22 protein-coding genes and 2 riboswitches are annotated in these 20406 nt (G+C 68.2%); of the genes, 5 read left to right on the top strand and 17 right to left on the bottom strand.

The window, feature by feature from the left end:
• Positions 1-9: 9 nt before the first annotated feature.
• Complete coding sequence (locus G6N53_RS08485) at positions 10-537, top strand: FAS1-like dehydratase domain-containing protein (protein ID WP_163888072.1); 528 nt, start codon at positions 10-12, stop codon at positions 535-537.
• A gap of 6 nt (positions 538-543) precedes the next feature.
• On the opposite strand, the gene G6N53_RS08480 is transcribed toward G6N53_RS08485, so the two are convergent.
• The 9 genes from G6N53_RS08480 to G6N53_RS08440 all read right to left on the bottom strand — a co-directional run bounded on the left by G6N53_RS08480 (position 544) and on the right by G6N53_RS08440 (position 8263).
• Positions 544-1614, bottom strand: a complete 1071-nt coding sequence (locus G6N53_RS08480) for a lysophospholipid acyltransferase family protein (RefSeq protein ID WP_163888071.1) — start codon at positions 1612-1614, stop codon at positions 544-546.
• 39 nt (positions 1615-1653) lie between these two features.
• On the bottom strand, positions 1654-2754 hold the full coding sequence (locus G6N53_RS08475; RefSeq protein WP_163888070.1) for an SDR family oxidoreductase: 1101 nt from the start codon (positions 2752-2754) through the stop codon (positions 1654-1656).
• Positions 2755-2783: 29 nt separating this feature from the next.
• On the bottom strand, positions 2784-2885 hold the full coding sequence (locus G6N53_RS08470; RefSeq protein ID WP_003402602.1) for a 30S ribosomal protein bS22: 102 nt from the start codon (positions 2883-2885) through the stop codon (positions 2784-2786).
• 178 nt (positions 2886-3063) lie between these two features.
• The gene (locus G6N53_RS08465; protein WP_159230163.1) at positions 3064-3327 is read right to left on the bottom strand and encodes a helix-turn-helix domain-containing protein; all 264 of its coding nucleotides are present in this window, start codon (positions 3325-3327) and stop codon (positions 3064-3066) included.
• 139 nt (positions 3328-3466) lie between these two features.
• Positions 3467-4339: a pyrroline-5-carboxylate reductase gene (gene proC / locus G6N53_RS08460; RefSeq protein WP_205390332.1), complete on the bottom strand. Its 873-nt coding sequence runs from the start codon at positions 4337-4339 to the stop codon at positions 3467-3469.
• 43 nt (positions 4340-4382) lie between these two features.
• Positions 4383-5204, bottom strand: a complete 822-nt coding sequence (locus G6N53_RS08455; RefSeq protein WP_163888068.1) for a thioesterase family protein — start codon at positions 5202-5204, stop codon at positions 4383-4385.
• A gap of 17 nt (positions 5205-5221) precedes the next feature.
• Entirely contained in the window at positions 5222-6067 is an 846-nt protein-coding gene (locus G6N53_RS08450; RefSeq protein WP_163888067.1) for a sugar phosphate isomerase/epimerase family protein, read from the bottom strand.
• A gap of 39 nt (positions 6068-6106) precedes the next feature.
• Positions 6107-7237, bottom strand: coding sequence for an Rv0497 family membrane protein (locus G6N53_RS08445; protein ID WP_163888066.1), 1131 nt, complete (start codon positions 7235-7237; stop codon positions 6107-6109).
• Between the two features lie 27 nt (positions 7238-7264).
• Entirely contained in the window at positions 7265-8263 is a 999-nt protein-coding gene (locus G6N53_RS08440) for a Ppx/GppA family phosphatase (protein ID WP_163888065.1), read from the bottom strand.
• Between the two features lie 12 nt (positions 8264-8275).
• On the opposite strand from G6N53_RS08440, the gene G6N53_RS08435 reads away from it, so the two are divergent.
• Entirely contained in the window at positions 8276-9073 is a 798-nt protein-coding gene (locus G6N53_RS08435; RefSeq protein WP_205390331.1) for a DUF3109 family protein, read from the top strand.
• Between the two features lie 12 nt (positions 9074-9085).
• Here the strand turns inward: G6N53_RS08435 and regX are convergent, their stop codons facing one another.
• From regX to mshA, 5 genes are all read right to left on the bottom strand, one after another.
• Positions 9086-9772: a two-component sensory transduction protein RegX gene (regX, locus tag G6N53_RS08430; RefSeq protein ID WP_163888063.1), complete on the bottom strand. Its 687-nt coding sequence runs from the start codon at positions 9770-9772 to the stop codon at positions 9086-9088.
• Between the two features lie 7 nt (positions 9773-9779).
• On the bottom strand, positions 9780-10991 hold the full coding sequence (locus G6N53_RS08425; protein WP_163888062.1) for a sensor histidine kinase: 1212 nt from the start codon (positions 10989-10991) through the stop codon (positions 9780-9782).
• Between the two features lie 149 nt (positions 10992-11140).
• On the bottom strand, positions 11141-11890 hold the full coding sequence (locus G6N53_RS08420) for a phosphoglyceromutase (RefSeq protein WP_163888061.1): 750 nt from the start codon (positions 11888-11890) through the stop codon (positions 11141-11143).
• A gap of 37 nt (positions 11891-11927) precedes the next feature.
• Entirely contained in the window at positions 11928-12449 is a 522-nt protein-coding gene (locus G6N53_RS08415; RefSeq protein ID WP_163888060.1) for a type III secretion system chaperone family protein, read from the bottom strand.
• Complete coding sequence (mshA, locus tag G6N53_RS08410; RefSeq protein WP_163888059.1) at positions 12446-13783, bottom strand: D-inositol-3-phosphate glycosyltransferase; 1338 nt, start codon at positions 13781-13783, stop codon at positions 12446-12448. The genes G6N53_RS08415 and mshA overlap by 4 nt, the downstream gene beginning before the upstream one ends.
• A 77-nt stretch (positions 13784-13860) precedes the next feature.
• Between mshA and G6N53_RS08405 the strand changes: the two genes are divergently transcribed.
• Complete coding sequence (locus G6N53_RS08405) at positions 13861-14622, top strand: SDR family oxidoreductase (protein WP_163888058.1); 762 nt, start codon at positions 13861-13863, stop codon at positions 14620-14622.
• A 72-nt stretch (positions 14623-14694) separates the two neighbouring features.
• On the opposite strand, the gene G6N53_RS08400 is transcribed toward G6N53_RS08405, so the two are convergent.
• Positions 14695-15987 (bottom strand): L,D-transpeptidase, encoded by a 1293-nt coding sequence (locus G6N53_RS08400; protein WP_163888057.1) that lies wholly within the window; start codon positions 15985-15987, stop codon positions 14695-14697.
• 15 nt (positions 15988-16002) lie between these two features.
• On the bottom strand, positions 16003-17052 hold the full coding sequence (locus tag G6N53_RS08395; RefSeq protein WP_163888056.1) for a UDP-N-acetylmuramate dehydrogenase: 1050 nt from the start codon (positions 17050-17052) through the stop codon (positions 16003-16005).
• A gap of 26 nt (positions 17053-17078) precedes the next feature.
• Between G6N53_RS08395 and G6N53_RS08390 the strand changes: the two genes are divergently transcribed.
• Entirely contained in the window at positions 17079-17591 is a 513-nt protein-coding gene (locus G6N53_RS08390; RefSeq protein WP_163888055.1) for a DUF2505 domain-containing protein, read from the top strand.
• 21 nt (positions 17592-17612) lie between these two features.
• Entirely contained in the window at positions 17613-18410 is a 798-nt protein-coding gene (locus tag G6N53_RS08385; protein WP_163888054.1) for a class I SAM-dependent methyltransferase, read from the top strand.
• A 91-nt stretch (positions 18411-18501) separates the two neighbouring features.
• Here the strand turns inward: G6N53_RS08385 and G6N53_RS08380 are convergent, their stop codons facing one another.
• Complete coding sequence (locus tag G6N53_RS08380; RefSeq protein ID WP_163888053.1) at positions 18502-20043, bottom strand: high affinity choline transporter 1; 1542 nt, start codon at positions 20041-20043, stop codon at positions 18502-18504.
• Positions 20044-20097: 54 nt separating this feature from the next.
• Positions 20098-20204, bottom strand: a riboswitch (guanidine-I (ykkC/yxkD leader).
• A gap of 129 nt (positions 20205-20333) precedes the next feature.
• A riboswitch (guanidine-III (ykkC-III) riboswitch) is annotated at positions 20334-20401 on the top strand.
• Positions 20402-20406 lie beyond the last annotated feature (5 nt).

The following is a 20406-nucleotide window of genomic DNA, read 5'->3' as shown; positions in this document are numbered from 1 at the left end:
GGATCGCGCATGAGTATCGCTGAGAGCATCATCGGAACCCACTACCGGTATCCGGACTATTTCGAGGTCAACCGCGAGAAGGTCCGTGAGTTCGCCCGCGCGGTGAAGGACGACCATCCGGCGCACTTCGAGGAGGAGGCGGCCAAGGAGTGCGGCTACGACGCGCTGGTCGCGTCGCTGACGTTCATGGCGGTCGCGGGCAGGCGTGTCCAGCAGGAGATCTTCAACCAGTTCGACCTGCCGATCAACATGCAGCGGGTGCTACACCGCGATCAGAAGTTGATCTTCCACCGGCCCATCCTGGCCGGCGACAAGCTGTGGTTCGACTCCTACCTGGACTCGGTCACCGAATCGCACGGCGCGGTGCTCACCGAGATCCGCGGAGAGGTGACCGACGACGACGGGAACCCCGTGGTCACCAGCATCGTCACGGTCATGGGCGAGGCCGCCCACGACGACGAGGCCGACGAGATCACCGCGAAGGTCACCGCCGGGCGTGAGGCCGCCCTGTCGAAATTCGTTGCTGGGCAAAAGTAGCGCCGGCTACCCCAGGAACATGTTGCGGCGATTCGCCAGCAGCTGATACAGCGTCTGCTGGATGGTCTCGCGTACCTGGTCGGTCAGCTCGAAGGTGACCATCGGATCGTCGGCGGCCGACTCGTCGTAGTCCGCGGTGTCGATGGGCTCGCCGAACTGGATGTACCACTTCGACGGCAACGGCACCACGCCCAGCGGCCCGGCCAGCGGGAACAGCGGGGTAATCGGGAAGTACGGCATGCCCAGCAGCCGCGCCAACAGCTTGACGTCGGCGACCATCGGGTAGATCTCCTCGGAGCCGACGATCGAGCAGGGAATGATCGGCGCCTTCGTCCGCAGCGCCGCCGAGACGAAACCGCCACGGCCGAACCGCTGCAGCTTGTAGCGGTCTTTGAAGTGCTTGCCCAGGCCCTTGTAGCCCTCGGGGAAGACCGCCGTGAGCTCTCCGGCCGCCAGCAGCCGGTGTGCGTCGTCCGTGCAGGCCATCGTGTGGCCGGCCTTGCGGGCGGCCTGACCGACCATCGGCATGTCGAAGACCATGTCGGCGGCCAGCAGGCGCAGGTCCCGGTGCGCGGGGTGCTGGTCGCGCACCGCGACCGACGTCATCAGCCCGTCGAACGGCAGCACGCCGGCGTGGTTGGCCACCACCAGCGCCGCCCCAGACTCCGGCAGGTTCTCGATACCGCTGACCTCGACCCGGAACCACGAGTTGAAGAACACCCTCAGCAAAGGCAGGACGATAGCGTCGTTGAGGTGGGGATCGAAGCCGAACTCGTCGACGTCGTAGTCACCCGTCATCCGCCTGCGGACAAAGTCCCCGACGGCGGCGATGCGCTTGGCGAGCTCGTTGGGCGTCCCGTCGTCCGCTGCCGACCCCGCCGCGGCGCCTCGCCGCTGGTCGATCTCGCGCACCACGGCCGCGATCTGTTCGGCCGAAGCGCGGTTGCCCGGTTCGGACATCAGCGAGGGATGGCGCCGCGAACTGTCGACCCGCTCGGCGGCAGCACGGCGCGCGGCCGCACTGCGTCCCGAACTCGAATGCAGCGGAATCACTTTCGCTTTTGACTCGCCCGCCACCGGCATATCCTCTCCCCACCCTGCTCTAAGTAGTGAAGTCTAGCGCCCCCAGCGCTGCGCCGCCGCCACCGCGCGATCCTCGGCCGACCGCACCCAGCGGGGATCGACGATGGGTGTCAGCCCCCGCCCCCGCACATAGTCGTCGAACGCCTCGGCCGTCGTCCACTTGGTGGAGTAACCGAGCTCGCTACGCATCCTGGTGGTGTCCATGACCCGGCCGTAGCTCAGGTAATCGAGTTGCTCGCGATCCAATTCCGTGTTGCGGGCAGCGCGCCATAGCGAATCCACGGCCACCAGAGCCGGACGCGGGACGGGCAGCGCCAGCCGCCCCGACCTGCGGATGGCCTGGCTCATCATGATGATGCCCGATGCGCCGATGTTGAAGGTGCCCGCTTTGCCGGCCACGGTTGCCCGCTCGAGGGCGCCGAGCGCGTCCTGTTCGTGCAGCAGTTGCAACCGGGAGTCGTGGCCGATGACGGTGGGCACCACCGGACCCGCGAGATACCGCGACAGCGCCGTGTCCATGGCCGGACCGATCATGTTGGCCAGCCGCAGGATGCTCACCGCGATGTCGGGTCTGCGCCGTCCCAACCCGCGTGCGTAGCCCTCGATGTCGATGCTGTCGCGGGCGAAGCCTTCACCCGGCGGCCTGCGCCGGCTGCTGCTCTCGGTGAAGAACACCGGATCCCGGGCGCTGGAGCCGTACACCTCCGACGTCGACTTGAGGATGACGCGGCGCACCGAGGGCGCCTTCTGGCAGGCCGCGAACAGCTGGATCGCGCCCATCACGTTCAGTTCCTTGAGCGTGGCCCTACCGCCCGAACGCGGCGAGTAGGACGCGGCGGCGGCATGCACCACGGTGTCGACGTCACCATTGCGGATGACTTTGGCGATGAACGGGTTGCGGATGTCGGCCCGGACGAACTCGGCCCGGCCCATCCGACGGAGCAGATCTTTGCTCGGAGCGATCGCATCGACCGCGATCACATGATTGATCAGCGGGTTCTGCGCAAGCCGGGCGATCAGGTAGCCGCCGAGGAACCGGCAGGCGCCGGTGACCAGCACGACCTTGGGATAGTTCAGTGCGTCCCGGGCGTCCGATCCGTCGGAGTTGCCCCCGGAACGACCCGCAGAGTCCATCGGGACAGCCTAGCGACCGACCGGGGGACCTACTTGCCCAGTTTTCTTCGCTGCACCCGGGTGCGACGAAGCAGCTTGCGGTGCTTCTTCTTCGACATGCGCTTGCGCCGCTTCTTGATGACAGAACCCATGAACTCCGCTACCTAAAGTTGTCTTGAAAAACCTTGCGACATCGAACGCGGTCGATGTCAGTCTCGAACGGCCACCTTACCCGGGCGCTCAGCGCGGGTGAAATCCACCTTTTGCCGACAGCGCGGAGGCCGGCCTGCTGAACGTGGACGTGTGCATCCCTGACGGGCGGCGAACTTCTCAGCCGGCGTCGAAGTAGGAGCTCTCCAGCATGTCGTGCACTGCCTTGGCATGCACACGGAAGGAGCGACCCACGCGGACCGCAGGTAGCTCGCCGTTGTGCACCAGGCGGTACACGGTCATCTTGCTGACCCGCATCAGGCTTGCCACCTCGGCAACGGTGAGAAACTGAGCTCGAGGCGGTTGGCCTTCGGTCTGCCCGGCGTCGCGCGCCGCCTTCCCGCTGGCGGAATCCCGCGCCGACGGCCCGTTCATAGACGTCATCGCAACCCAATCCATCAGGCACAGGCAGTTCCAGCGGCTTCCCCACCGCTGGCACCGACCCGTGCTTACCACTGGGAGAATAGCGTGGCAGGTGGGGTTACTGCGACGGGTGTGGGCTAATCAATTCGAAATTGGTTAACTACTGTGGTGTAATTCCGAGCTGTTCAGAGCGGGTTTTCGCTGCTTCCACCGCGTTGGCGACCGCCGCCCGCAACCCACCACGCTCGAGTTCGCGCAGCCCAGCGGCGGTGGTGCCGCCCGGAGAGGTGACCGTGGCCCGCAGCTGAGCGGCCGAGGTGTTCACCGTCGCCCCGGTCGCCGAATCCTGGTTCGGTGCGGCGTCGTCGAGCCGTTCCAGGAGCATCGCGGCCGAGCCGGCCATCGTCTGCACCGCCAGCTCGGTGGCCACCGACCGCGGCAGGCCCGCGTCCACCGCCGCGTCGACGAGCGCCTCGACCATCAGGAAGAAGTACGCCGGCCCGGAACCGGACACCGCGGTGACGGCGTCGAGCTGCGACTCGGCCACCGTGAGCACCCCGCCGACGGCGTCGAACAGCGACGAGACCTCCTTGAGGTGCTCGGCGGTCGCGAACCGGCCCGGTGCGAGCGCGCTGACCCCGCCGCCGACGAGCATCGGCGCATTGGGCATGACCCTGACCACCGGTGAGCCGGCCGGCAGCTTGTTCTCGTAGTAGGAGGTGGTGACGCCCGCGGCGACGGTGACGAACACCTGTTCCGCGGCCTCGGTTTCGGCTTTGGCGGCGGTCTCGGCGATGTCGCCGATGACGTTCTCCACGTCGGTGGGCTTGACCGCGACGACGACGTAGGTGGCGGTGTCGACTGCGTCGGCGACGGTCGTCACCAGCACGGTGTACTTCTCCGACAGGAATTTCGCGCGGCCGGGGTCCCGCTCTGCCACAACCAGGTCCTTGACCTGCTTGCCGGCCCGCAGCAGCCCCGCCAGGAGCGCCTCGCCGATACTGCCACCGCCGATGATCGCGATTCTGGGCATGCCGCAAAGCATCGCACGACGGCAGGTTCGTGCGCCCTTCGGCTCAGCCCTCGGGAGTGGGCACCAGCGCCAGCTGGCGGCTCTGCACGACGATGCGCCCTTCGCAGTCGACGACGATGTGGTCCTCGTCGAACCAGTCCTGACCGATCTGGGTGGTCGTGCACATCACCCGCAGCCAGCCGTCGGCCGGCCGCGCCCGCAGATAGGCCGTCAGCTGGACGGTCGGCGCCCAGCCGAATCTGTTGACCCCGAACGTCACAGGTGCCGACACGTCCCCGCACAGCAGCGCGAACAAAACGTCGGGGGCCACCCCCTTGGGCCGCACCCAGTACTCGATGAGCGGCGGGCCACCGTCCGACCGAGGGGTGAACGTGGTCAGCGACGGCCTGATGTCGCAGCCGTGCGCCAGGTGGACGATGTCGGCCATCGGGTGGCCCGGGCCGATGGGTTCCAGACCGGGGGGCGGGTCCGGCGTCATCAGCGGCAGCACCGGGTTCACCGACAGCAACGGCTGACCGTCATTGTTCTCGGGGGCACCCATCGTGATCGCGGCGCGCAGCGCGGTACGGTCGCCCTGGTTCAGCTCGACGTCGACCAGGCTGACCCGACGCCCGCGCTTGCGCACCGTGGTGACCACCTGCATGGGACCCGGATCCGGCGCCCACAGGAAACTCCCCGACACCGCGATCGGCTCCACGTCGGCTCCGGTGACCTCGGCGCGGGCCGCATTGGCGCACAGCGCCAGCATCGCCCCGCCGTGGACCTTCGGCCCGATCGTCCAGTGCTCGTTCAGCACACCCTCGTACACGCCGTCGCCCGAGGAGCTCAGCGCCATCGCGTCGGTGAACAGGGTGGAACCGGTCATGTGGCGTCCTAAGGGGGTCAGCGCAGCAGATGCGCCCTGGCGAACTGCAGCGACTCGGCAAGCAACGCCTCACGTTCGGCGGCGGTACGCGCGCCCGAGGTCGTCACCTCGAGGATGACATGGCCGGCGAAGTCACTTGCAGCCAGCGTCTCGCAGATCTCCACGGTCGGCTGGGTACCGCGCCCGGGCACCAGATGCTCGTCGGTCGATGCGCCGCTGCCGTCGCACAGATGCAGATGCACCAGCCCCTCGCCCATCCGGCGGGCCATGTCCACGGCGTCGGTGCCGGCCGTCGCGGTATGCGAAAGATCCAGCGTGTAGTGGGCGTGCCCGCCGTCGAGGGGGTCGTAGGACGGGGCGAACGCCGAGATGCCCGGGCCCGGGTTGCCGCCCCGTTTGCGCATCCGCTCGATGGATGTCTGCCCCGCGCCGAAGAACCGGTCGGCGCGGAACGGGAACATGTTCTCCACCGCGACCATCACGTCGCTTCCGGCCTCGAGCTCGGCGACCTGGTCGGCGAAGCCCTCGGCATAGCGGCGCTGCCAGCGGAACGGTGGGTGGACCACCACGGTTTGTGCGCCGAGCTGCTCTGCGGCCCGCACGCTGCGATCCAGCTTCGTGATCGGGTTGGCGCCCCACACCCGCTGCGAGATCAGCAGACAGGGGGCGTGCACCGACAGCACCGGCACCTCGTAGCGCTGCGACATGGCCTCGATGGCCGCAATGTCCTGGCTCACCGATTCCGCCCAGACCATCAGCTCGACACCGTCGTAGCCAAGCCTGGCGGCGTACTCGAACGCGGCCTCGGTCCGCAACGGGTAGACCGAGGCCGTCGAGAGGCCGACCTTGATGGCAGGGCGCACAGTCGCTGTATCCGGGATCTTCTGCCTATGGCCCGGCCGTCAGCCCGACTGCAGCAACGCCAACGGCCCGAGCGTGACCAGTGCGCCGACCGCCACCGCGATCAGCGTGCTGCCGATGTCCTCGGTCTTGCGCACCACCCGCACTCCCACCACCAGCCCGAGGATCACCAGCACGGACAGCACCAGGGCGACGATGTTGTTCCACTTCCAGAGCTGATCGAAGGCGACGAACAGGCCCGCCCCGAACACGACCGCGACCACGCTCTGCCCGACGATCCACAGACCGTGCACGAACGGCGACATCCGGCGCGGCTCGCCGTACTCCTCGTCCTGGTCGTCGTCGAGGTCCGCCATCTCGTCGAGGTCGGTGTCGCCGGCGATCGGACGAGTTCCGCGGCGGGCGATGTCGTCGGCGACGGTCTGCCCGCCGAACAGCGGCTCCTGGGTGGAACGCAGGTAGGACGGCAGCTCGTCATCTGTGTCGAGGGTGGAGTCTGTGTCCAGGGCGGCGTCATCGAGCGTGGCGTCGTCGAGATCGGTGTCGTCGAGCTCGGCGGTACCGGACTCGAGGTCCGCCGGGGAGTCGAGTAGATCGGTCTGTACACCGTCGTCGAGCGGGTCCGGATTCATCTGCTCGGCGTCGACCGGTTCGGGGTCTGCTTCGCGATGCTCGAGATGTGCCGAGTACTCGGCGACCACCTCGGCATAGTCATCGTCATCGTCGTCGTCGACGTCGTCGTCGGCCGCTACGGCCTCGGCATCTTCGGTTTGGTCGACGTCCTCGTCCTCGACGACGTCGGGTTCCGGTTCGAGGGCTTCGGGCTCCACGTGGTCGAGGGGGTCGACGTGGTCGACGTGGTCGACGTGGTCGACGTGGTCGACGGCGCCGTTGCCCGACGGCGCTTCAGGAGCCGCAGGAGACTCCGGAGATCTGGTGCGGTCCTCGACCTGCTCTTCCACCGCGGTGGAGGTGGTGACGGGTTCGTCGTCGGTGGTCCGGATGACGGGGATCTCGCCGGTGAGCTCGGCAACGGTGACGGCGTCGGCGTTGCCACGCCGGCGGCGGCGTCGTCCGCCGACCGGCGGTGCGCCGATGGAGCCGTTCTTGGCCAGCAGCTCGGCGACCGAGATCGGCCGGGTAGCGCTGTTGCTGTCATCTGATCCAGTCATCGCCTGTCGCCTTCGAGCCTCGTTGCTTCACCGTCCAGCATTACGTAAGGACATTCCCCGTGAGGCCGATTCTCCTGCGCCGCCGACCAGAGCGGTTCCGTCAGCTTCGCTGTCGAGTTTCCGCAGAATCAGTCCCTCCCGCAACGCCCAGGGGCAGATGTCGACGCTCTCGATCCCGAGGGCCTTCATGCTCGCCTCCGCCACCAGTGCGCCTGCGACGATCTGCGGCGCCCGATCGGCACTCACCCCTTCCAGTTCCGCACGGTCGGACGCGGTCATCCTAGAGATGAAATTTATGAGTTGCCGAAGACCCGGCGCGGTCAGCGTGCGTTTGACCCGCGGACCGGCGCCCGACGGGGCCGCGCCGGTCAGCCGGGCCAGCGAACGGAACGTCTTCGAGGTCGCCACGGCCAGATCGGGACTTCCCGCCTCGGCGATCGTCACCCCGGCCTCCGACAGCTCGTTGGCCAGCCAGTCGCGCAGCATGGCGACCCTCCGGCGGCCCGGCGGGTCCTCGGGCAGCCACTCCCGCGTCAGCCGGCCGGCGCCGAGGGGCAGCGACAGCGCGACGTCGGGCTCTTCGTCGACACCGCTGGACAGTTCCAGCGAGCCCCCGCCGATGTCGATGTTGGTGATGCGCCCCGCGCTCCAGCCGTACCAGCGGCGCACCGCGAGGAACGTCAGCCGGGACTCGTCGACGCCGCTGAGAACGCGCAACGCCACCCCGGTCTCGGACCTCACCCGGGCCAGCACGTCCTCGGAGTTCTTCGCATCACGCACCGCGGAGGTGGCGAACGCCATCAACTCCGAACATCCCGAGCTGGCAGCGATCTTGGCGAATTCGTCGATGGTGCCGATCAGCTTGTCGGCGCCCCGGCGGGTGATCTTGCCCGAGCTGTCGGTGGCCTCCGCCAGCCGCAGCGAGGCCTTCGTCGAACTCATCGGGGTCGGGTGGCCGCCGCGGCGTGCATCCACGACCAACAGATGGACGGTATTGCTGCCCACGTCGAGCACGCCTAATCGCACTCACCCAACCTAATGGGTCTACCGTGGAAAACCGTGAGCGGTTCGCATCCCGGAGAGGTCGAGCAGGATTTCGCCCGCGAGTGGGTGGAGTTCTACGACCCCGACAACCCCGAACATCTGATTGCCGCCGACATGACCTGGCTGCTGTCCCGCTGGACCTGCGTGTTCGGCACCCCGGCCTGCCAGGGAACCGTCGAGGGCAGACCCGATGACGGATGCTGTTCACACGGTGCGTTTCTGTCCGACGACGACGACCGCGCCCAGCTCGACGACGCAGTCAAACTGCTCACCGACGAGGACTGGCAGTACCGCGAGAAAGGCCTGGGCAAGAAGGGCTATCTCGAGATGGACTCCTACGACGACAAGCCGAACCTGCGCACCCGAAAGTACAAAGGTGCCTGCATTTTCCTCAATCGTCCCGGCTGGCCCGGGGGTATCGGCTGTGCGCTGCACACCAAGGCCCTCAAGATCGGCGTGGAACCGCTGACTCTCAAGCCAGAAGTCTGTTGGCAGCTGCCGATCCGGCGCACCCAGGAATGGGTCACCCGCCCGGACGGCAGCGAGATCCTCAAGACCTGGATCACCGAGTACGACCGACGTGGGTGGGGCGAGGGCGGCGCCGATCTGCACTGGTACTGCACCGGCGACCCGGCCGCGCATGTCGGCGCCAAGCCGGTCTGGCAGTCCTACGCCCCCGAGCTCACCGAACTGCTCGGCGAGAAGACCTACGCGGAGCTGGCAGCAATGTGCAAGCGCCGCAGCAGTTTAGGCCTCATCGCCATCCACCCCGCAACCCGCGCGGCGGAATGAGGGCAGCGGCTCTCAGCCCTCCAGCTTGTAGCCCAGGCCACGCACCGTGACCAGATGCACCGGATTGGCAGGGTCCGCTTCGATCTTGCTGCGCAACCGCTTGACGTGGACGTCGAGCGTCTTGGTGTCGCCGACGTAGTCGGCGCCCCACACCCGGTCGATGAGCTGGCCGCGGGTGAGCACCCGGCCGCTGTTGCGCATCAGGTACTCCAGCAGGTCGAATTCCTTGAGCGGCAACGTGATCGCGGAACCGTTGACACTGACCACGTGGCGTTCCACATCCATGCGCACCGGTCCGGCCTCCAGCACTCCGTCGGCGATCCCGATCTCGTCGGCGTCGGCGCCGCGGCGCAGCACTGCGCGGATGCGCGCGATCAGCTCGCGCGCGGAGTACGGCTTGGTGACGTAGTCGTCGGCGCCGAGCTCGAGGCCGACGACCTTGTCGATCTCACTGTCGCGGGCGGTCACCATGATGACCGGGACGCTCGAGCGCGACCGCAGTTGCTTGCAGACGTCGGTGCCACTCATCCCAGGCAGCATCAGATCCAGCAGCACGATGTCGGCACCCGCGCGGTCGAACTCGGCCAGAGCTGACGGCCCGTCGACCACCACGGTGGCCTCGAACCCCTCCTTACGGAGCAGAAACGCCAGTGGATCGGCCAGGGACTCCTCGTCCTCCACGATCAGCACGCTGGTCATCGATGTACTAGTCCTCTCGTTCGTCGTGGTCATCTGAGGCTTGATCATCTGAATCATCTGCATCGTCCGAATCGTTGAAGTAAGCCGGGATCGACAACGTGAACGTCGAGCCGGTGCCCGGCTGGCTCCACAGCCGAATGGAGCCGTTGTGGTTGGCCGCGACGTGCTTGACGATGGCCAGCCCCAGCCCCGTGCCGCCGGTGGCCCGGGACCGCGCCTTGTCGACGCGGAAGAATCGCTCGAACACCCGCTCCTGGTCGGCGCGGGCGATGCCGATGCCGCGGTCGGTGACCGCGATCTCGATGTTGTCGCCACGCCGGCGCCGGCTGACCGACACCGAGGATCCATTGGGCGAGTATGCAATCGCGTTGGAGACCAGGTTCGCGATCGCCGTCACCAGCAGGGTCTGGTCGCCGAGCACCCGAAAACCCGTCGGCGGATCGGTGGTGATCGTGATGTCGGCGTTGTCGGCGGAGACCTTGTGACGCGAAAGCGCCTCGGAGACCACAGTGTCCACGTCGACGGCCTCCAGGTCGGGCAAACGTTCGGCGCCCTGCAACCGGGACAGCTCGATCAACTCGCCCACCATGTCCGCCAACCGGTTGGACTCGGTGACCATCTTGGCGGCGAAGTGCCGGACCGTCTCGCCGTCGTCGCCGGAGGCCAGGATGGCTTCCGCCAGCACGCCCATCGCGCCGACCGGCGTCTTGAGCTCGTGGCTGACGTTGGCCACGAAATCCCGGCGCGTCGCTTCCATCCGGGCGTGCTCGGACTGGTCGTCGACGTAGATCACCGCGAAGCGGCGATCGTCCTCGGTGAGCAACCGCACATGGCCACGCACCGAGAGCCCTGAGCGTCCCGGCCGGCTGCGTTTGCGCGGTGACAGGTCGACCTCTCCGTCCTCGCCGGTGGTCAGCGTGCGCTGTGCGGCCAGCCAGGCGCGGTCGTCGAGCATCCGATCGCGCACCAGGCCGAGCTCGCGGGCGCGTTCGTTGGTGTAGACGACGTCACGGTAGGTGTCGACGACCACGAGACCCACCGGAGCCTGCGCCACCACGTGCTCGAGCATCTGCAGGACGGTGATGCCCGCCTGTTCCGCGATGCGCCGTTGCCGACGTTCGCGGCGGCGGGTAACCACTCCCATCCCGATCACCACACCGATCGACAATGCGAGCAGTGCCACGATCGCTGCGAGAAGCAGCGCCGATACGACGCTCACGCGAAAAGCGTACGCATTCGGTGAACATCATCCCAGCAGCGTGCGGCCAATTCGGGACAAGTCACAGACTCAAACACCGAAGTTCGGGTGTGCGTCCCTCGTTGTTCACCTTCTGTTCGCCGGGTGAGAACGCGTGGCCGGTCGGCCGGCTACTTGGCACCCTGGGCGGCGACCGCCGCCGCACCGGCCGCCGCGGCGTCAGGATCCAGGTACAGCCCGCCGGGCGTGGTCGGCCTGAGATCGCCGTCCAGGTCGTAGCGCAGCGGGATCCCGGTGGGGATGTTCAGGCCCACGACGTCGTCGTCGGACATCCCGTCCAGGTACTTGACCAGGGCACGAAGTGAATTGCCGTGCGCGGCGATCAGCACGGTCTTGCCTGCCTGCAGGTCGGGGACGATCACCTCGGTGTAGTACGGCACGAACCGTTCGACGACGTCTTTGAGGCATTCGGTGAGCGGGCCACCCGAGATCGCCGCGTAGCGCGGGTCGCTGTCCTGGCTGAACTCGCTGCCCGGCTCGATCGCCGGCGGCGGGGTGTCGTAGCTGCGCCGCCAGGCCATGAACTGCTCGTCGCCGTACTTGGCTTTGGTCTCGGCCTTGTTCAGGCCCTGCAGCGCACCGTAGTGACGCTCGTTGAGCCGCCAGTCCCGGTGCACCGGGATCCAGTGCCGATCGGCCTTGTCCAGCGCCACGTTGGCGGTGGTGATCGCACGCCTGAGCAGCGAGGTGTACAGCACGTCGGGTTGGCGGTCCTGTTCGGCGAGGAGCTGCCCGGCGCGGACCGCCTCGGCCATCCCCTTCTCGGTCAGGTCGACGTCCACCCACCCGGTGAACTGGTTCAGCGCGTTCCACTCGCTCTCACCGTGGCGCAGCAGGATCAGCGTCGCGTTGTCTGCCATGCTCTCGATCCTCTCACGATCGTGGTGGCGGCGGAGATCAGTCGTCGCCCTCATCGTCGATGAGATGTTCAAAGGCGCGCAGATTGTTCAGCGACTCGCCGCGTGACACCCGCCACTCCCACTCCTTCTGGATGGAAGTGCGAAACCCCAACTCCAGCAACGTGTTGAAGTCCGAGTCGACCGCCTCGAGCACCTGCCCGAGCACCCGGTCGATCTCGTCGTCGGTGACGGCCGCCAGCGCCATCCGGCCGACGAGGTAGATGTCTCCGGTGTTGTCCAGCGTGTAGGCGACGCCGTAGAGCCTGCGGTTGCGCTTGAGCAGAAACTTGTAGACACCCTCGTGGTTCTCGTCGGGCTTGCGGCAGACGAACGCCTCGACTCGCACCGAATGCTCGCCGATGGTCAGGATGGTGTTGGTCTTGAGCCTGCGCTCCCCGGGGAGCTCGACGACCAGGCCGGGCAGACCTCCGCGTGCACCCTTGTGGTGGGTGTAGGTCAGCTCGTGTTCTTCGAGGCTGCGCTCGATCAGGTCCTGCACATCGCCGCTGCTGCCGCTCACGCGCGCACCCCCCGCCGCATCGAGAACCGGCGTCCGCTGCGCCGGCCGGCGGGCTGGCTCTGCTGTCCGGTCCGGTGGTTGCCGATCGCGTGCCCGTAGCTGCCCAGCAGCGCATCGACGGTGTGGCCCCACGAGAACGCGGCGGCGTGCGCGAGGGCTGCCTCCCGCATCGGCGCCCGGTCGCGGCCGACGATGTCACCGATCGCCGTCGCCCAGTCGGCGGGGTCGTGCCCGTCGACCAGCGCGCCGCTGACACCGTCGCGGACTGCCACCGGCAGCCCGCCGACCGCGGCGGCGACCACCGGGGTGCCACATGCCTGCGCCTCCAACGCGACCAGACCGAAAGACTCCGAGTAGCTCGGCACGGCGACGACATCGGCGGCCCGGTAGACGCGGACGAGATCGTCACGGGACTGCGGCGGAAGGAACGTCACGCGGTCGGTGATACCCAACTGGGCGGCCAGCTCAACCAGATCGTCGGGCGTCGACATCCCGTTGCCGGACGGCCCGCCGGCGATGAGCACGTGGATGCCGGGCAACAGCGCGGCCGCGCGCAACAGCACGTCGGGCGCCTTGAGCGGTTGGATGCGCCCGACGAACGCGACGATCGGGACGTCGGCATCGAGGGCGTCCAGTCCCAGCTCCGCGCGCGCGGCCCGCCGGTCACCGGGGGTGAAAACCTGCAGGTCGACGCCCGGGTGCACCACGTCGATGCGGGCCGGATCGGCCTGATGCAACGAAACCAACTGCTGCGCTTCATGATCGGTGTTGACGATGAGCCGGTCGGCCTCGTCGACCACCTGCTGTTCGCCGATGGAGCGCATCGGCGGCTCGGGCGAGTCCCCGGCGGCCAGGGCGGCGTTCTTGACCGCGGCGAGCGTGTGGGCGGTGTGCACCAGCGGCACCGCCCAGCGGTCCGCGGCCAGCCAGCCGACCTGTCCGGAGAGCCAGTAGTGCGAGTGCACGATGTCGTAGTAGCCGGGTTCATGGGTGGCCTCGGCGCGCAGCACGCCTGCGGTGAAAGCACACAACTGGGTGGGCAGGTCGTTCTTGTCCAGTCCTTCGAACGGACCCGCCACCACATTGCGCACCAGCACCCCGGGCGCCACCCGGACGACGGCGGGGTCGGTGGACGCGGTGGCCCTGGTGAAGATCTCCACCTCGACGCCGCGACGCGCCAGCTCCAGCGCGGTCTGCTGGACGTAGACGTTCATGCCACCGGCGTCACCCGTGCCCGGCTGGGCGAGCGGGGAGGTGTGCACGGACAACACCGCCACCCGGCGTGGCTGGGGCAGACCGGAAGCCAGGCCGTGCCGATCGGTCGCTGGACGCACACCGTCATGTCTACACCGCCAGGTCGGCGCATCCCCGCTCAGGCGTGCACGCAGGGGTGCCGCCTAGTCTTGAGCAAATGACGACTCCATCAGATGCCCGCCGGGTCGCAGTGGTCACCGGAGCCAGCGCCGGAATAGGTGAGGCGACCGCGAGAACTCTTGCTGCACTGGGATTCCATGTGATCTGCGTGGCGCGCCGGGAGGCCCCGATCGTGGCACTGGCCGCCGAGATCGACGGCACCGCGATTGTGGCGGATGTCACCGACAGCGCCGCTGTGGCGGCGATGGCCGGACGGCTGGACCGGGTGGACGTGCTGGTCAACAACGCCGGCGGGGCGCGCGGGCTGGAGTCGGTGGCCGACGCCGACGTGGAGCACTGGCGCTGGATGTGGGAATCCAACGTGTTGGGCACGCTGCACGTGACCCGCGCGCTGTTGCCGAAACTGATCGAGTCCGGCGACGGGTTGATCGTCACGGTCACCTCGATCGCCGCCGTCGAGATCTACGACAACGGGGGCGGCTACACGTCGGCCAAGCACGCCCAGGGCGTGTTGCACCGCACGTTGCGCAGCGAGTTGCTCGGACAACCCGTCCGCCTCACCGAGGTGGCCCCCGGGATGGTCAAGACCGACTTTTCGCTACGGCGCTTCGGCGGGGACGCCGAGCGCGCCGAGAAGGTCTACCAGGGCGTGACGCCGCTGGTGGCCGAAGACATCGCCGACGTGATCGGGTTCGTCGCCAGCCGGCCCTCCCACGTCGACCTGGACCTGATCGTGGTCCGACCGCGTGACCAGGTCAGCGGGGCCAGCGGGTCGCGCTTCCACCGCCGCCAGGCCTGAGTCGTTGACACTGCGACAGCGGCGCGGTCCGCTCGGCGTTCTGCGCCCGCAGCGCAGTCTCAACGGGCTTTTCTAGCCGCCGGGTTGGCCGCGGACCGGCTGCGGCGCATCCGACGGTGTGGCCGGGGCGCTGTCGGGGATGCCGCCCGAGGCCTGCCTGTCGGACAACGCCGACATCGAGGTCCACTCGTCCCAGGGCACCGCCCAGTCCCAGATGTCGCCGTCGGCGTAGGACAGCTGGATACGGGTGCCGGTGACCTCGACAGGGTCGCCGTACATCGCGGTGTTGAAGTAGCGCTGGGCATCTTCGGTGGACAGGTTGATGCAGCCGTTGGTGACGTTGCTGTTGCCCTGGGCGCCGGAGCTGGCCGGGTTGGCGTGGATGAATTCGCCGTTGTTGGAGATCCGCACCGCGAACCGCTCGCGGACGTTGGCGTAGCCGGCCGCCGGGTTGGTCATGTAGAAGTCCTCGTACTTCTCCGTGACCACGTGGATGCCGCTGCGGGTGACGTTGCGGTCCAGGTCACCTTCGCCGTAGCTGCACGGCAGCGTCATGATCACGCCCTCGTCGGTGATCACCTCGATCTGATGCGACGACGCCTCGGCCTTGACGAGCTGGAAGCGTCCGATTGTGAAGTCCAGCGTCGAATCGGCCGCTCCGTACGCGCCTGCGCCGAACGGCACCCCGTAGAAGTTCGCGTCGACGTGCACGGTGGTGCCCGCCGGGTAGTACTCGCGGGTGCGCCAGTGCACCCGCGAACCGCCTACCTCGTCGGGCAGCCAGGCCCAGCTGCCCTCGACCTCCGGCGTGGTGGTCACCGACAGTGCCTTCTCCACCGCGGCCCGGTCGTCTTCGGCGATCGCGGCGTCGAACTGCAGAATGATCGGCGCCGCCACACCCACGGTCTGGCCGTCGGCGAGCTGGAACCGGCCGTTGACCTGGTTGGCCGGGGAGATCGTGGTGAACGATCCGGACACCGGCACGGCCTTGCCGTCGTGGCCGACAACGGTGCCGCCCCAGGTGTAGGCGACTCCGTAGCCCAGTGGTTCGGTGACGGTGAACGCGGTGCGGTCCCGGTTCAGCGTGCCGGCGACGACCTTGCCGTCGGGGTTGGTCAGGCTGACCTTCTGGAACCAGCCGTCGGTGACGTCGACTGCGACGCGTGAGGTGGGCCCGACGTCGACCGCGGCGTCGGCGGGCTCGAAGGTCAGCGATGGCGCGGCGGGGGTCTCCGCAGCCGCGCCGGAGGACTGGTCACGCTGGTTCATGCAAGCGGCGAGCGCACCCGGTGCGGCGAGGCCGAACGCGACGGCGGCCAGGGCACGCCGTCTGGTGATCGACGGCAACGGGTCTCGAGGGCTCACGTGAACCGAGGGTACCTAGAAATCGCACCCGATCAGCACAGGCTCGGGTGTGAGTTCGATCCCGAATGCCGCGGCGACCCCGTCGCGGATCGTCCTGGCGAGCGCGATGACGTCGTCGCTGCTCGCGTGGCCGCGGTTGGTGAGCGCCAGCGCGTGCTTGGTGGACAACCGCGCGGGTGCCTGCGCATCCGGAAATCCTTTGCCGAAGCCGGCCCGTTCGACGAGCCAGCCAGCGGCCAGTTTCACCCCGTCGGCAGCGGGATAGTGCGGAACAGGTCCGTCGACCGCACCGGCGAGGCGGTCGAACTCCGCGCGCGTCACCACCGGGTTGGTGAAGAACGAGCCGACGCTCCAGGTGTCGTGGTCGTCCTCGTCGAGCACCATGCCCTTGCCGGCCCGCAGCGACAACACCGCTGCACGCACCTGCGCCGGGTCCGCGCGGTCGCCCTGCCCGACACCGAGCGCCGCGGCGAGCTCGCCGTAGCGCACCGGGCCGCTGCGGTCTGCGGCTTCCAGCGCGAACTCCACCTCCAGCACCACCGCATCTGACGAGTTCTTCAGAATGCTTGTGCGGTAACCGAACTGCAGGACATCGGGGGTCACCCACCGGTCCTCGCCGGTGCGCCGGTCCAGCAGCCGGACCCGGCGGATGGTGTCGGCCACCTCTGCGCCGTAAGCCCCGACGTTCTGCACCGGGGTGGCCCCCGCCGACCCCGGTATCCCGGACAGGCATTCCAGCCCGCTCAAGCCGTGCGCCAGCGAGGCGGCGACGACGTCGTCCCACACCGCACCGGCCTCCGCGCGCACGGTGTCGCCGTCGACGGTGATGCCGCTGTTCGCCAGCCGGACCACGGTGAGCCCGTCGAGGTCGTCGGCCAGCACCACGTTGGATCCGCCGGCCAGCACCAACGCATCCGGGCCGACGTCGCGCAGGGCAGCAACAACCTGTTCAGTGGTGGTGCAGGTGAGCAGTCGCCGCGCGACCGGCCCGACGCGCAGCGTGGTCAGCGGCGCCAGCGGGACGTTCTCGGCGACCGCCACACCGTCGATCGACGAAGAGACCACGGGCGGTAACGGTAGCGTGGTCTTTCATGCCGCGTTCATTCGACATGGCCGCTGAATACGGCGGCACGGTCGAACAGGTCCACAGGGCGTTCAGCGACGAGCAGTACTGGCTGGTCCGGTTGGGCGACTCCGGCGCCGATCACGCCACGCTCGACGAGTTGGTGATCGGAGACGACGGCGGGATCCGCATCCGCACCACGCAGACGCTGCGATCGGACCGGTTGCCCGCAGTGGTGACGCAGTTCCATCGCGGCGATCTGTGTTTCGTGCGTGAGGAGCTGTGGACGCCGATGTTCAACGGGCGCGCCTCGGCCGTCGTGTCCGGCACCATTCCCGGTGCACCGGCCGGGCTGACCGGCGAGGCGGTCCTGGCGCCGGCGACCTCGCAACCGGGCGCCCGGATGGCGCTGACGGCCACCGTCGAGGTCCGGGTTCCGCTCGTGGGCGGCAAGATCGAGAACTTCATCGGCAGCCAATTGGTCGACCTGCTGATCGCCGAGCAACGCTTCACCACGGTGTGGATCACAGAAAACGGCTGATCACGAACTAAGATCTGCGCCATGGCCCAGCGTGCAGGTGCGCCTCTCGGCGCGATCACGCGGGGCACCACCGGTCACAACCGGCTGCGCCGTAGCGACCGCTGGCTGGTCCACGAACCCCGGGTTCGCCACGCCGTACAGGCCGCCACCGATCCGCTGATCGTCGACCTCGGCTACGGCGCGCTGCCGGTGACCACTCTGGAGCTGGCGATCCGGCTGCGGTCGCTGCGCTCCGACATCCGCGTCGTCGGCCTCGAGATCGACCCCGACCGGGTGCGCATCGGCCGCGCCGCGGTGGCGCCGGGGGTGGAATTCGCGCTCGGCGGTTTCGAATTGGCAGGACACCGACCGGTTCTGGTGCGCGCGTTCAATGTGCTGCGCCAGTACCCGGAGAACGCGGTGTCCGACGCGTGGGCGGCGATGCGCACCGGCTTGGCCCCGGGAGGACTGATCGTCGACGGCACCTGTGACGAGCTGGGTCGGCGGTGCTGCTGGGTGCTCCTGGACGCGGTCTCGGTGGTGAGCCTGACGCTGGCGTGTGACCCGTTCAGCGTCGAGCGACCCTCGGACCTGGCCGAGCGGCTGCCCAAAGTGCTCATCCACCACAATGTTTCGGGGCAGCCGATCCACACGCTGCTACAGGCCGCCGACCGCGCATGGGCCAGCGTCGCCGGGCACGGGGTGTTCGGGCCGCGGATGCGCTGGCGCGCCATGGTGGAAATGCTTGCCGCCGAAGGTTTCCCGGTCACCGCTCCCCGACGCAGCCTACGCGACGGGGTGTTGACGGTGCCGTGGGCGGCCGTCGCCCCCGTCGACTGACCGCCCGCCGGCCCGCCGCACCGGCGAACGTACGGTTTCTGACGAAGATCGCGCGGAATCCATCAGAAACCGTACGTTGGACGGAGATCGACTAGGGCGAGTTGGCGGCCTTGGCCGCGACCGGCTCCGCGGACTCGTCGGCGGTCTGGTCCACCCCCGCCAGCGCCTCGTCGATGTCCTCGGCCACCTGGATGTCCAACCCGCGCAACGTCGCCGGCTTGGTGAGAAGGGCGACGACGACGTACGCCAGCAGCGACGCCGCGAACGCGATGAAGGTCGGGTAACCGTCGAACGTCGCGTCGAAGAATCCGTTGTCGACGTAGAAGATCGTGTTGTCCACCCCGTACACCGTCGGGGTCATGGCGAACAGACCGAGCCGGACCACCAGGCCGACCACGATCGCCGCCATCGCCGCTGTTGCCGTCCCGCGGCGCCAGTAGAGGCCGAGCACGAAGGGCACGATCAGACAGCCCAACAACAGATCGAACGCCAGCGTCAGCAGGATCCCGGTCTGCGGCACCTTGAGTGCGAACAGCACCGACACCGCGGCGACCGGGATCATCGCCCACCGGGTGGCCCGCAACAGCGGATCGACTTTGCCCTCGACATGAATCCGCTTGACGTTGCCGACGTTGCGCACCGCGACCGCCGCGGTGCCCAGGATGGCGCCGTTGGCGGTGCTCATCGACGCGCCGACGATGCCGGCCAGCACCAGCACCGTCAGGCCGATCGGCGCGAAGTCGTTGAGCAACACGAAAAGGACCGGTCCGTCGGAGCCTTCGGGCACGATCGCCGTCGACGCCAGCGCCACCAACGCGAACGGGATCCCGATGGCGGCCGCGCCGGCCGCACCGATGAAGCACGCCCGGCGCGCGATCTCCGGCGAACGCGCCGAGAAGATCCGCTGCATGAAGTCGATGGCCACGATGTCACCGATGCCGAGTGCGATCAGCGTCGCCCAGTTGATGGCGGCACCCTGCGCGGGATCGCTGAGTTGCCCGAGGTCGAACGGGCCCATTCCGTCCGGCACGGTCAGGCCGTACGTCACGGTCACCCAGATCAACGTCGCCACCGCGGCCACCAGGATCAGGCTCATCTGCACGATCGCGGTGTAGGCGTCGGCGAGCATGCCGCCGGCCCCGGTGTAGAGCAGCACGATCCCTGCGATCAGCACCACCCCCAGCCAGTACGGGAAACCGACGAAGTACTCGAACAGGAAACCGCCCGCCACCAGGTTGCCGGCCACCAGGATCGCGAACGCCATGATCATCAGCACCGACGACGCCACCTCGACCGGCCTGCCGAACCGCAGTCGGTAGTAGTCAGGCAGCGTCGTCAGGCCCATCCGGTTCATCGGCTTGGCGAAGAAGATGCCGGTGAGCAGCAGGCACAGCCCCAGGCCCAGCGGCAGGGCCGCACCCGCCCAGAAGCCGAACTGCGACGACAGGTCGGTGTTGCCGAGGGTCGCGTTGGTGTCGACGGCCTGCCCCATCAGGGCGGCACCGACCAGCGGCAGGGCCAGGTTGCGACCACCGACCAGGAAGTTGGTGCTGTCGCCGCCGACGCGGCGCGCGACCGCGAGGCCGATCAGGGTGACAACGACGATGCTGAATCCGACGCCGAGAAGAATCATGGTGGAGCCTCCCGATATGTCGCCGGACGCGGCACCTCCGCATCCGGCTGTGGAGCCTCCCGGGCTTTTCTCCCGCCGTGGAGCGAATCCGGCATCGCCGCCGGAGTCGCCTGCGTCTCTCGGACCAGACCCGAATCGGCGGAACCCTAGACGCGCCCCACATGCATGAATTTCTCTGTGGGTCGTGCTCCAGGAAAAACCCGCTTCGTTACGTCACGTCGCGTCAGGTGTTAACGATGCGTTTCCTTCAGCGCTGGACAGCAATTCGCGACTGTGCCAACAATGAACCGCAGGGGCCGGGTGAACCGGTTCCCCGGACGAGGTGCGTCGTACCCGGTCAGCGACAAGACGGCGCGTAGAGGA

The organism is Mycolicibacterium hippocampi, assembly GCF_010723735.1.
In the GTDB taxonomy this organism is placed as follows: Bacteria; Actinomycetota; Actinomycetes; order Mycobacteriales; family Mycobacteriaceae; genus Mycobacterium; species Mycobacterium hippocampi.
Note: the sequence above shows the minus strand (reverse complement) of the source record. Positions and strands in the feature narration are given on the sequence as shown.

Coding starts and splice junctions, on each gene's coding strand:
- proC (WP_205390332.1), bottom strand. CDS start 4,339: ATGCCCAGAATCGCGATCATCGGCGGTGGCAGTATCGGCGAGGCGCTC.
- G6N53_RS08470 (WP_003402602.1), bottom strand. CDS start 2,885: ATGGGTTCTGTCATCAAGAAGCGGCGCAAGCGCATGTCGAAGAAGAAG.
- G6N53_RS08445 (WP_163888066.1), bottom strand. CDS start 7,237: ATGACTGGATCAGATGACAGCAACAGCGCTACCCGGCCGATCTCGGTC.
- G6N53_RS08455 (WP_163888068.1), bottom strand. CDS start 5,204: ATGACCGGTTCCACCCTGTTCACCGACGCGATGGCGCTGAGCTCCTCG.
- G6N53_RS08405 (WP_163888058.1), top strand. CDS start 13,861: ATGACGACTCCATCAGATGCCCGCCGGGTCGCAGTGGTCACCGGAGCC.
- G6N53_RS08435 (WP_205390331.1), top strand. CDS start 8,276: ATGGGTCTACCGTGGAAAACCGTGAGCGGTTCGCATCCCGGAGAGGTC.
- regX (WP_163888063.1), bottom strand. CDS start 9,772: ATGACCAGCGTGCTGATCGTGGAGGACGAGGAGTCCCTGGCCGATCCA.
- G6N53_RS08420 (WP_163888061.1), bottom strand. CDS start 11,890: ATGGCAGACAACGCGACGCTGATCCTGCTGCGCCACGGTGAGAGCGAG.
- G6N53_RS08390 (WP_163888055.1), top strand. CDS start 17,079: ATGCCGCGTTCATTCGACATGGCCGCTGAATACGGCGGCACGGTCGAA.
- G6N53_RS08385 (WP_163888054.1), top strand. CDS start 17,613: ATGGCCCAGCGTGCAGGTGCGCCTCTCGGCGCGATCACGCGGGGCACC.
- G6N53_RS08380 (WP_163888053.1), bottom strand. CDS start 20,043: ATGATTCTTCTCGGCGTCGGATTCAGCATCGTCGTTGTCACCCTGATC.
- G6N53_RS08475 (WP_163888070.1), bottom strand. CDS start 2,754: ATGGACTCTGCGGGTCGTTCCGGGGGCAACTCCGACGGATCGGACGCC.
- G6N53_RS08465 (WP_159230163.1), bottom strand. CDS start 3,327: ATGACGTCTATGAACGGGCCGTCGGCGCGGGATTCCGCCAGCGGGAAG.
- G6N53_RS08485 (WP_163888072.1), top strand. CDS start 10: ATGAGTATCGCTGAGAGCATCATCGGAACCCACTACCGGTATCCGGAC.